The organism is Arthrobacter sp. 05L45_2, assembly GCF_056397525.1.
In genome coordinates, this window is sequence record NZ_JBFTNO010000008.1 from 23,570 (window position 1) to 34,579 (window position 11,010).

An 11,010-nucleotide genomic window follows, 5' to 3' on the forward strand; every position below is an offset into this window, starting at 1 on the left:
CAGGGTTCCCTGCCCGAGCTTGCGAGGGGAGGGGCCGCCGGGGAGGCACGAGCGCAGGCGCCGAGCAAGTGCCTGCTTCCGACGCGCCGGGCACGCAGAAGGGCCGCCACCGGCTTGGTGACGGCCCTTCGGAGGGGCTGGCTGGGCCTAGTCGACCGTGTCGGCCAACGTACCCAGGTACAGCTGGATGACCTTGGGATCCTTCATCAGTTCCCGGCCCGTGCCGGTGTACGCGTCCTTGCCCTGGTCCAGGACGTAGCCGCGGTCGCAGATCTGCAGGCAGCGGCGTGCGTTCTGCTCGACCATGATCACCGAGACGCCGGCCCGGTTGATCTCGTGCACCCGCAGGAAGGTCTCATCCTGTTTGACGGGGGAGAGGCCGGCTGAGGGCTCGTCGAGCAGGAGCACCGCCGGGTCCATCATCAGGGCCCGGCCCATGGCGACCATCTGGCGTTCGCCGCCGGAGAGCGAGCCGGCGCGCTGGGCCCGCCGTTTCGCCAGTTCCGGGAACAGCTCCGCAACGAAGTCGAAGCGCTCGGCGAAGTCCTTGGGCCGCTGGAACATCCCCATCTGGAGGTTCTCTTCGATGGTCAGGGCCGCGAACACGTTGTTGGTCTGCGGGACGAAGCCAACGCCCCGGCTGACCAGCTTGTTGGCCTTCAGCCCGGTGATGTCCTGGCCGCGGACCACCACGGAACCGGAGTGGACCTTGACCAGGCCGAACATGGCCTTCAGCAGGGTCGACTTGCCGGCGCCGTTGGGCCCGATGATGCCGATCAGCTCACCCTTGCGGGCCTCGATGCTGCAGCCGTTGAGGATATTGACACCCGGAATGTAGCCGGCCACCAGGTCGGTGACTTTGACGACCGAATCGCCGTCGTAGGCATTCTTCGCGGCGGGGGCCGCGCTGGTGGCGCTCATTCTGTGTCCTTCTCTGTCCGGTGGGGCTGGGCACTTTCCGGATGGGTGCTGTCCGGCTCAATGGCGCTGCGCCGGCCGTGCACCGTACCGTTAGCGGTGTCCGGGGCGGCCGCCTCGGTCGTGAGCACGTCCGAGGAGATGATGCCGGCGTTCTCGGTGCCGACGATGGATTCCTCGTCGGCCTCCAGTTCGGCCGCGAGCTCCTTGATCCCTTCGCTGGCGCCGAGATCGACGTCGTGGTGGGCGCCCAGGTAGGCGTCAATCACGGCCGGGTTCTTCATGACCTCCCCGGGCGGGCCCTCGGCCACGATCTTGCCCTCGGCCATTACCACCACCCAGTCGGCAATGTGGCGGACCATGTGCATGTCGTGCTCGACGAACAAGACGGTCATGCCCTCGGCCTTGAGGTTCTTGATGTGGTCCAGCAGGGACTGGGTCAGCGCCGGGTTGACGCCTGCCATCGGCTCGTCCAGCATGACGAGCTTCGGGCGCACCATCAGCGAACGCGCCATCTCAAGGAGTTTGCGCTGGCCGCCCGAGAGCGAGGCGGCGTAGTCGTCCTTCTTGGCGTCGAGCTTGAACTTCTCAAGCAGCACGTTGGCTTCTTCGGTGATTTTCTTTTCCTGGCCGCCCCAGATTCCCTTGAACAGGGCCTTGGAGAGCTTCTCGCCGGACTGCTGGGACGCGCCCAGGCGCATGTTCTCCATGACCGTGAGCTTGCCCATGACCTTGGTGAGCTGGAACGTACGGACCATGCCCATCCGCGCCACCTTGTAGGAGGAAACACCGGCCAGGCTGTTGCCCTCGAACTGCCATTTGCCCGTGTTCGRTGTATCGAAGCCCGTCAGCAGGTTGAACAGCGTGGTTTTGCCGGCGCCGTTGGGGCCGATCAGGGCCGTGATCTTGTGCCGAGGGATCTCCAGGTACTGGACGTCGACGGCGTTGATGCCGCCGAAGCTCCGGGTGACGTCCTCGGCCACCAGGATCGGATCGCGCTTCTTGCAGCCGGGGGCGGTCTCGCCCACGGCGATTGGACGCGTGTCCGTCATGTAGTCGACAGTTTCGGCGGTGCCGGGAGTCCCGGCACCGGCCTTGGGTTCTTCGCTGTGAGTGCTCATGCGAATGCCAGCTCCTTCTTATTGCCGAACACGCCCTGGGGCCGGAAGATCATCAGCAGCATCAGTGCGATGCCCACCAGGATGTAACGCAGCTGGCCGGCCTGGACCGTGTTCAGCCACGTGACGGCGCCCGATTCGATCAGGCCGTAGAGCACGCCCTGGGTCAGTGAGAGGACCACCCAGAAGATCATGGCGCCGACCACCGGGCCCAGCACCGTGCCGAGGCCGCCAAGCAGCAGGCAGGTGTAGAGGAAGAACGTCAGTTCCGTGCCGTAGTTGGCCGGCTGCACCGCGCCGCGGGGGAGCGTGAAGACCATGCCGGCGAGGGCGCCCAGGACGCCGCCGATGACGAGGGCCTGCATTTTGTAGGAGTAGACGTTCTTGCCGAGCGAGCGGACCGCGTTCTCGTCCTCGCGGATGCCCTTCAGGACGCGGCCCCAGGGGCTGCGCATGAGGAGCCAGACGAGGAGGCAGCACACGATCACCAGGGCCCAACCAACCACGCGGATGAAGAAGTCGCGGTTGTTCATGCCGAAGTAGGACCCCTCGGGGAACGGGTTCATAGCGTAGAAGTCGCCCTCGAAGGCGGCCAGGCCGTTGGCCGAGCCGGTCACCGAGGTGAGCTGGTTGGTGGTGACGATGTAACGGACAATTTCCGCGGCCGCGATCGTCACAATGGCGAGGTAGTCGGCCCGCAGCCGGAGGGTGGGGATGCCGAGCAGCAGGGCAAAGATCGCCGAGCAGACGACGGCGATCAGCAGGCCCACGAAGAACGGCACGTGGAACGTCAGGGTGGAGATGGCGAAGCCGTAGGCTCCCACCGCCATAAAGCCGGCCTGGCCGAAGTTCAGCAGGCCCGAGTAGCCGAAGTGGACGGCCAGACCCAGCGCGGCAAGCGCGTACGCCGCCGTCGTCGGACTGAACAATTCACCGGCAGCGCTGGAAAGAATAAATCCGAAGTCCATGTCTGTCTCCTAACCCACGCGCTCGCGGCGGCCCAGGATGCCCTGAGGCCGGAACAAGAGGACAACGATCATAATGAACAGTGCTCCCACGTACTTAAGGTCGGCGGCGAGGCCGAACACGGTGGTCAGCTCCACAAAGATGCCGACAATGATGGATCCGAACAACGCGCCCCATACTGTGCCGAGGCCGCCGAGCGTGACGCCGGCGAAGATCAGCAGCAGGATCTGCGAGCCCATGTCGAAGGTGACGCCGGGCCGGTAGTACGCCCAAAGGATGCCGCCGAGGGAGGCGAGCATGCCGCCGGTGACCCAGACGATCCGGATGACCCCGTCGACGTCGATGCCCGAGGCTGCAGCCAGCGCGGGGTTGTCGGCCACGGCACGGGTTGCCTTGCCCAGCCGGGTCTTGAGGAGGACGACGCCGAGGGCGGCGATCACCACGACGCTGATGAGCAGGGACCAGAGGTTGTTCGGCGAGATGGAGACCGGCCCGATCTGGATTTCCGCGCTCTGCGCGAAGGGCAGCTGCTGGGTGGCGCCGCCGAAGTAGAACTGGATGACATAGCGGACGGCGAGGGCGAGGCCGATGCTGACAATCATCATCGGGACCAGGCCGGTACCGCGGCGCCGCAGCGGCCGCCACAGCCCGGCGTCCTGGACGTAGCCGAAGAGGCCGCCGCCGAGGAGCGCGAGGATGATCGAGAGCCAGAAGGGCAGGTTCATGGCGTTGAACCCGAAGACCAGCACCGCGCCCAGGGTGACCATCTCGCCGTGGGCGAAGTTGGTCAGGCCGGTGGTGCCGAAGATCAGCGACAGCCCCACCGACGCGAGTGCGAGCAGCAGCCCGAAGCTCAGGCCCGCCACGAGGCGGTTGATCAGGTTCTGGCCGAAGTCCTCGCCCTGAACCACGATGCCCTTGCCGAAGGCGAAGATCACCGACAGGTTGGAGGTCTGGCTAAAGCTGACCTTGCGGGGGTTTTCCTGGCCCTCGGCGAGCTTGATGCCCTGGGGGAGGGTTTTGACGTCCAGTTCGACCTCGTACGTTCCCTGCGTGGGGACGCCGATATTCCAGGAACCGTTGGGACCCGATTTGGTCGTTCCGGTGAAGTCTCCGCTCTTGGCGGTAATGGTGACATTGGCGATCGGGGCGCGGTCATCGCCGCGCAGGAAGCCGCTGATGCTGTTTTGGAACGAGGTGCTCGACGGGGATGGTGTCGGCGAGGGGGTCGCGGCCTGGGAAGCCGGGGCGACGATCAGCAGAAGGGCGGCTACGGCGGCGAAAATGGCCCCCACAGCTTTCAGCATTCTGCCGCGTCGTCTCAGCGACAGGCCTCTCGGATTGCTACTCAAAATGAAAACCTCCACGTGGGGGTGGTCTGGGTTGCGCCGTTGCAACCGCTGCGAACGGTCAGGGGACGAAGGGTGGAGCGGATAGTGCGATGCGGTGGAGCGGTAATGCCTGTGACCTTCGTCACCCTGTTGGGCCAATGTTACAGCCCTGATGGGGTGGGTAATGCCGCTGCGAGCAGGGCGAACGTCGCGATCGGATAACAACCGTGTAGCCGGAGAGTGAACGCGGTTTAGTCAAACTAAAGAAAACTTTTGTTGAGTACGAGGATTCCTAAACATTGACCGGCGGCGGACCCCAACGGGCACCGGAATTCCAGCCGGGGCAGGTCACGGTTGGGTTGCGGCGGCGGCCCCGGGGAACTATCCCGGCCCACCGGGCGTGGGAATTGGTAGCGTGAGTCGTAACGATCACCACCACCGATCATCACTAACCCCCTTTATTTGGAGGACACCAGCAATGGCACTTGGCGGAAACCCGATCTTCAACGGAAAGAATTTCCGTGGAGCCACCCAGGCGCCGCCTGCCCCGCATGCACCGTACGGGCAGGGCTATGGCCAGAACGGTTACGGCCAGGGCCAGTACGGCCAGGTCTACAGCCAGCCGCAGGGCTACGGCCAGACCCAGGCGGGCTATAACCCGGCGCAGCAGGCGATGAGCAACGAGCAGCTGCAGGACATGTACAACCGTCCGGCCGCCGGCCCGGCCGACAGCGGCCGCATGACCTTCGACGACGTCATTATGAAGACCGCAGCCTGCCTCGCGGCCGTCATCGCCGGTGCCGCCGTCACCCTCGTCGTGGCGCCGGGCCTGGCCTCCATGCTGATGATCGTCGGCGCCCTGGGCGGCTTTGTCCTGGCCATGGTCAACACCTTCAAGAAGCAGCCGTCACCGGCGCTGATCCTGGCCTACGCCGCGCTCGAGGGCCTGTTCCTCGGCGGCCTGACCCGGATCCTCGACGGGATGTTCCCGGGCGTGGGCCTGCAGGCGGTCATCGGCACCCTCTCGGTCTTCGCCGTAACCCTGGTCCTGTTCAAGAGCGGCAAGGTCCGGGCCACCCCGAAGGCCATGCGCTTCTTTATGATCGCCATGATCGGGTATGCCGTCTTCGCCCTGATCAACATGGTSATGATGTGGACCGGTGCCGTGCAGASCCCGTTCGGCCTCCGGACGTCGGTCGAGATCTTCGGGATCCCGCTTGGCGTCTTCATCGGCCTGCTGGCGATCGGCCTTGCCGCGTTCTCCCTGATCATGGACTTCACCAGCATTGAAGCCGGCGTCCGCAGCGGCGCCCCGCAGCGCTTCTCGTGGACCGCGGCCTTCGGCCTGACCGTGACCCTCGTCTGGCTCTACGTTGAGATCATCCGCCTGCTGGCGATCCTCCGCGGCGACGACTAGCCGCGGGCGGTCCACAGCGACTACGCGCCATAGCGACTAAACGGAAGCGGGTCCCGCCGGATGGCGGGGCCCGCTTTTGTGTGTGCCGGCTTTTGGGTGTGCCGGGCACAAGGGCCGGCCGCGCCATGTGCCGTGGGCCGGGGGACCTAGCGGAGCCGTTCGAGGATGACCGCCATCCCCTGCCCGCCGCCCACGCAGAGAGTGGCCAGGCCCAGGGTGCCGTCGCGCTCGCGCAGCCCGTTGAGCAAGGTGGTGGTCATCCGGGCGCCCGTCATGCCAAAGGGGTGTCCCAGGGCGATGGCTCCGCCGTGCACGTTGAGCCTGCCGGGATCGATGCCCAGTTCCCGGGCGCTCGCAACCACCTGGACCGCGAAGGCCTCGTTTAGCTCGACGAGGTCGATGTCGCCGATGCTGAGCCCGGCGAGGGCCAGCGCCCGCCGGGTGGACTCGACCGGCCCCATGCCCATGAGCTCGGGGGAGAGGGCGCTGACCCCGGTGGAGACGATCCGGGCCAGCGGTTCCAGCCCCAGTTCGGCGGCGCGGGCATCGCTCATCACCACGACGGCGGCGGCGCCGTCGTTAAGGGGGCAGGCGTTCCCGGCCGTCACTGTCCCCTCGCTGCGGAACACCGGCTGGAGGGCGGCCACGCCGTCCAAGGTGACGCCGGCGCGCGGGGAGTCGTCCCGGTCCACCACGGTGCCGTCCTTGCGGGTGTAGGGCGTGATTTCGCGGGCGAAGAACCCGGCGGCGATTGCGGCTTCGGCCCGGTGCTGGCTCTGCACGGCCCAGGCGTCCTGCTCGGCGCGGCTGATGCCGTAGCTGGTGGCGACGTTCTCCGCGGTCTGGCCCATGGAGATGTAGATGTCCGGCATCCGGCCGCCCAGGCGCGGGTCGGTCCAGGGGGTGTTGGACGCGGCCCGGGCCGCGGTGCGCTTCGCGGCGGCGTCGAACAACGGATTGTGCGTGCCGGCGTCGGTCTCTCCGGCCCCGGTCCAGGCAGGGTACCGGGACACCGACTCCACCCCGGCGGCCACGAACGCGTTGCCTTCACCGGAACGGATGGCATGGAACGCTATCCGCAGGGTCTGCAGGCTGGAGGCGCAGAAACGGTTGATGGTGGCGGCCGGAACGTTGTCCAGGCCGGCCAGGATGCTGACCACCCGGGCCATGTTGGACCCGGCTTCGCCGCTGGGTTCGGCACAGCCCAGATAAAGGTCATCGAGGCCCCGGGCGGCGTCGCGCGGGTCGAAGCCGGGCAGTTTCGCGAGGGCGGCGGTGACCATTGCGGCGGCGAGGTCGTCGGGCCGTTCATCTTTCAGGGACCCTTTGAAGGCCCGGCCGATGGGGCTGCGGGCGGTGGCTACAATCACGGCGTCGGGCATGCGCCCAGCCTACGCCCGGCCCGGCCCCGCCCGACAGGAACCGGAACCCGCCCCGGGGTTTAGGCCAGCCGCCGGGCCCCCGCGGCCGGGTGGACGGGGAAGATCTCGGGAGCGGCAAACCCGGCAGCGGCGAAGGCCCGGCCGACGCCGTCGCGTACCGCCTGCTCCGCGGCCGCCGGAATCAGCGCGATCGCGGCGCCGCCGAAGCCGCCGCCGGTCATCCGGGCGCCCAGCGCCCCACCGGCGCGGGCGGCTTCCACGGCAAGGTCCAGTTCCGGGCAGGAGATCTCGAAATCGTCCCGCATCGAGGCATGGGAGGCGTCCAGCAGGGGGCCAACCGCCTGCGGGCCGGCGCCCTCGAGCAGTTCCACGGTCCGCTGCACCCGCTCGTTCTCGGTCACCACATGCCGGACCCGGCGGAACGTCTCCGCGTCGAGCAGCCCGGCGGCCTCCTCCAGGTCCTCCAGCCGGACATCCCGCAGCGCCTGGACACCCAAGACGTCGGCGCCCAGTTCGCAGGACGCCCGCCGGTCCGCGTAGCCGCCGGCCGCGTGGGAGTGCGACACCTTGGTGTCGATGACCAGGAGCACCAGGCCAGCTGCCCCGGCGTCGAACGGCACCAGGCGCGCGCTCTGGTCGCGGCAGTCGAGGAACACCGCGTTGCCGGCAGCGCCGCGGAGCGAGGCGGACTGGTCCATGATCCCGGTGGGTGCACCGACGAAGTCGTTTTCGGCGCGCTGCGTCGCCAGCACCATGTCCTCGATGCCCAGCCCGGCGGCGGTGAGTTCGTTGACGGCCAGGACGACGGCGCATTCGATCGCGTGGGACGAGGACAACCCGGCGCCGCGCGGCACGTCCGAATCCAGCAGCAGATCCAGGCCCGGGACCTCGAGCCCCTGCTGCTGGAGGGCCCAGAGCACGCCGAGCGGATACTTGGTCCAGCCCCTGGCGGTGGCGGGATCCAGGGCGGCGGTGTCCGCCGTCGTCAGCCCCTGATTGCCGAACGTTGACAGCATCCGGACCGCGGAGTCGGAGCGCACCCGGACAGCTACGCGGGCGGCCCGGTCAATGGCGAAGGGCAGGACAAACCCCTCGTTGTAATCCGTGTGTTCGCCGATCAGGTTGACCCGGCCGGGAGCCTGCCAGACGCCGTCGGGAGCGGTCCCGAAGACCTCTTCGAACCTGGCGGCGAGGCCACTGCTGTCCGCGGTCGGGGTCATGGCCGGATGCCTGCGCTGCTCGAAGTCATGGACCCACGGTATACGGGTTGCCGGCCGGTCTGTACGGTGGTCACCATGGATCTCACAGCGACACCTCCCGCACCCGGGCCCGACGACGCAGTCCGGCGCTACGCCAGCGGCCGGCAGTACGAACTGCGCCGCGGCGACGCCCTGGCCGTGGTCACCGAACTCGCCGCCGGCCTGCGCCTCTACAGCCGGGCCGGGATCCACCTGACCGAAACCTACGGCGACGACGACATTGCCCCCGGCGCCACCGGCATCACCCTGGCGCCGTGGGCGAACCGGGTGGAGGACGGCGTCTGGCACCTGAACGGCAAAAAGCAGCAGCTGGACATCACCGAGGTGTCGCGGAACAACGCCAGCCACGGGCTGTTGCGGAACACCGCCTACGAACTGGTGGACGAGGCCGAATTCTCGGTGACGCTCGAGGCAGCGGTGTTCCCGCAGCACGGCTACCCGTTCCTGCTCCGCCACCGGGTGGAGTACGGGCTGGACGAGGCCCTGGGGCTCACCGTCCGGCAGACGCTGGTCAACGACTCGACGGAGCCGGCCCCGTTTGTGCTCGGCGCCCACCCCTACCTGCGGCTCGGCGACGTTCCCACCGAGCAGCTGAAACTGACGGTCAGCGGCCGCACCCGGCTGGTGACGGACGAGCGGCTGATTCCGCGCGGCGCGGAGCCCGTCGGCGGCGACTTCGACCTCCGGGCCGGGCGGCTCGCCGGCGAGCTTGACCTGGACTGCGCCTACACGGATCTGGACGTCGACGGCGGTGCTGCCCGCAGCACCCTGCGTTCCGACGACGGCCGCAGCGTGAGCCTTTGGCAGGACGGGAACTGCGGCTACGTCCATGTGTTCGTCACCGACCAGTTCCCCGGCCGGACCAAGGCCGTCGCCATCGAACCGATGACCGGTCCGGCCAACGCCTTCAACAGCGGTGACGGCCTGCGCTGGCTGCCTGCGGGCGAGTCCTTCTCCATAAGCTGGGGCATCACCGCGGACCTGGGGAGCTAACCGGCCGCGGCCACGGCGGCTTGCCCGTTTCCTTTGGGCGCCACACTGAGGAATTATGGGGCTATGACGCCAGCCGAGGACGCCACCCGCCAATCCGCAACCGAACCCCCGGGCTACGCAGCCCCCGGGCTCTCCGCTCCTGCCGCCGCCGAACCGACCGGACCTGCGCCGGCCGGCGGATCCGTGCACGCCGGCGACGCGGGCCACGCCCCGGCCGGTACACCGGCCGCCGCCCGCGCGCGGGTCCGCAGCGACCGGGAACTGGATGAAGACATTCCCTACGGGGTGCGCATCGCGGCGTCGTGGGCGTGGCGGGTGGGGCTCATCCTGCTCGTCACCGGGGGACTCATCTGGCTCCTGAGCAAAATCAGCTTCCTGATCATCCCCGTGATGGTCGCGGCCCTGCTGGCCGGCCTGCTCAGCCCCATCACCCGCTGGCTGCGCCGGCACCGGCTGCCCAACGGTGCCGCCGTGGCCGTCACGCTGCTCGGTTTCATCGGACTGATCGCCGGGGCCCTCGCCCTGGTCGGCCGCCAGCTGACCGCCGGGTTCGGCGAACTCTGGGGGCAGGCACTGACCGGCGTGCAGCAGGTCCAGACCTGGCTGGCCGAGGGTCCGCTGCACCTGACCGCCGCCCAGATCAACACCTACATCAAGGAAGCCACCTCCGCGCTGCAAAACAACAGCAGCAGCATCCTCAGCGGGGCGCTGACCTTCGGCAGTACCGCCGGCCACTTCGCCGCCGGCCTCCTGATCGCCCTGTTTGTCACCATCTTCTTCCTGCTTGAAGGCGAACGGATCTGGCGGTTCCTGGTCCGGTTGATGCCGCGGAAGGCACGCCCCGCGGTCAACGGTGCCGGCCGGCGCGGCTGGACGTCCATGGTCAGCTACACCCGGATCCAGCTGTTCGTGGCCTTCGTGGACGCCGTCGGAATCGGCGCCGGAGCCGCGATCATCGGTGTTCCGCTGGCGCTGCCCCTGGGTGTGCTCGTGTTCATTGGCTCGTTCATTCCCGTGGTGGGCGCCCTGGTCACCGGCGCGATCGCCGTGCTGCTGGCCCTGGTGGCCAACGGCGTGGTCAACGCCCTGATCATGCTGGGCATCGTGCTCCTGGTCCAGCAGCTGGAGAGCCACATCCTGCAGCCCCTGGTCATGGGCAAGGCCGTCTCCCTGCACCCGGTGGCGGTCATCCTGTCCGTGGCCGCCGGGTCGTACCTGGCGGGAATTCCGGGTGCCCTGTTCTCCGTGCCGATCCTCGCCGTAGCAAACTCGGCAGTTCGGTACATTGCAGGCAGAACGTGGGAACATGATGGAGAGCTGGCAGCCGCGAGCCCGCAGGGAGTCCCTGTGCTTGCCGGCGCCGGCGAGGACCCGGGCTTCAGGGAGGTCCGCTTCCCTGGCGCCGACGCCGGAACCCCCAAAGGAGACTAGTTCGTGAATACCCTCGAGAGCCTGCCCGTCACGCTGGACGATGTCCTGGAGGCGCAGAAGCTGCTCGACGGGATTATTATGCGGACCCCGGTGGAATCCTCCCGGGCGCTGGGCGGCATCGCCGGCGGCGACGTCTACTTCAAGTGTGAGAACCTGCAGCGCGCCGGCTCCTTCAAGGTCCGTGGCGCCTACGTC

General features: G+C 68.0%; 10 protein-coding genes. 4 read left to right on the forward strand and 6 right to left on the reverse strand.

The annotated features are described in order from the left end of the window. Window positions 1-147 precede the first annotated feature (147 nt). The 4 genes from AC1DHD_RS01575 to AC1DHD_RS01590 are packed head-to-tail and all read right to left on the reverse strand — an operon-like array spanning window position 148 to window position 4,309. Window positions 148-921, reverse strand: coding sequence for an ABC transporter ATP-binding protein (locus tag AC1DHD_RS01575; protein ID WP_476877993.1), 774 nt, complete (start codon window positions 919-921; stop codon window positions 148-150). Continuing rightward, window positions 918-2,039, reverse strand: a complete 1,122-nt coding sequence (locus AC1DHD_RS01580; protein WP_476877994.1) for an ABC transporter ATP-binding protein — start codon at window positions 2,037-2,039, stop codon at window positions 918-920. Before AC1DHD_RS01580 ends, AC1DHD_RS01575 begins: the two co-directional genes overlap by 4 nt. After that, window positions 2,036-3,004, reverse strand: coding sequence for a branched-chain amino acid ABC transporter permease (locus AC1DHD_RS01585; RefSeq protein ID WP_441418496.1), 969 nt, complete (start codon window positions 3,002-3,004; stop codon window positions 2,036-2,038). Before AC1DHD_RS01585 ends, AC1DHD_RS01580 begins: the two co-directional genes overlap by 4 nt. A gap of 9 nt (window positions 3,005-3,013) precedes the next feature. Further along, complete coding sequence (locus AC1DHD_RS01590) at window positions 3,014-4,309, reverse strand: branched-chain amino acid ABC transporter permease (protein ID WP_476877995.1); 1,296 nt, start codon at window positions 4,307-4,309, stop codon at window positions 3,014-3,016. Between the two features lie 502 nt (window positions 4,310-4,811). Between AC1DHD_RS01590 and AC1DHD_RS01595 the strand changes: the two genes are divergently transcribed. Continuing rightward, the gene (locus AC1DHD_RS01595) at window positions 4,812-5,750 is read left to right on the forward strand and encodes a Bax inhibitor-1/YccA family protein (RefSeq protein WP_476877996.1); all 939 of its coding nucleotides are present in this window, start codon (window positions 4,812-4,814) and stop codon (window positions 5,748-5,750) included. Between the two features lie 146 nt (window positions 5,751-5,896). On the opposite strand, the gene AC1DHD_RS01600 is transcribed toward AC1DHD_RS01595, so the two are convergent. Next, the gene (locus AC1DHD_RS01600) at window positions 5,897-7,132 is read right to left on the reverse strand and encodes an acetyl-CoA C-acetyltransferase (RefSeq protein WP_476877997.1); all 1,236 of its coding nucleotides are present in this window, start codon (window positions 7,130-7,132) and stop codon (window positions 5,897-5,899) included. A 59-nt stretch (window positions 7,133-7,191) separates the two neighbouring features. After that, window positions 7,192-8,352, reverse strand: coding sequence for a galactokinase (galK, locus tag AC1DHD_RS01605; RefSeq protein WP_476877998.1), 1,161 nt, complete (start codon window positions 8,350-8,352; stop codon window positions 7,192-7,194). 75 nt (window positions 8,353-8,427) lie between these two features. Here galK and AC1DHD_RS01610 point away from each other — a divergent pair, with 75 nt between their 5' ends. The 3 genes from AC1DHD_RS01610 to AC1DHD_RS01620 form a co-directional block, all read left to right on the forward strand. After that, complete coding sequence (locus AC1DHD_RS01610) at window positions 8,428-9,384, forward strand: aldose 1-epimerase family protein (protein ID WP_476877999.1); 957 nt, start codon at window positions 8,428-8,430, stop codon at window positions 9,382-9,384. Window positions 9,385-9,447: 63 nt separating this feature from the next. Further along, the gene (locus tag AC1DHD_RS01615; RefSeq protein WP_476878000.1) at window positions 9,448-10,815 is read left to right on the forward strand and encodes an AI-2E family transporter; all 1,368 of its coding nucleotides are present in this window, start codon (window positions 9,448-9,450) and stop codon (window positions 10,813-10,815) included. Between the two features lie 3 nt (window positions 10,816-10,818). Beyond that, window positions 10,819-11,010 (forward strand): pyridoxal-phosphate dependent enzyme (locus AC1DHD_RS01620; RefSeq protein WP_476878001.1); only part of this gene is annotated, 192 nt, incomplete at its 3' end.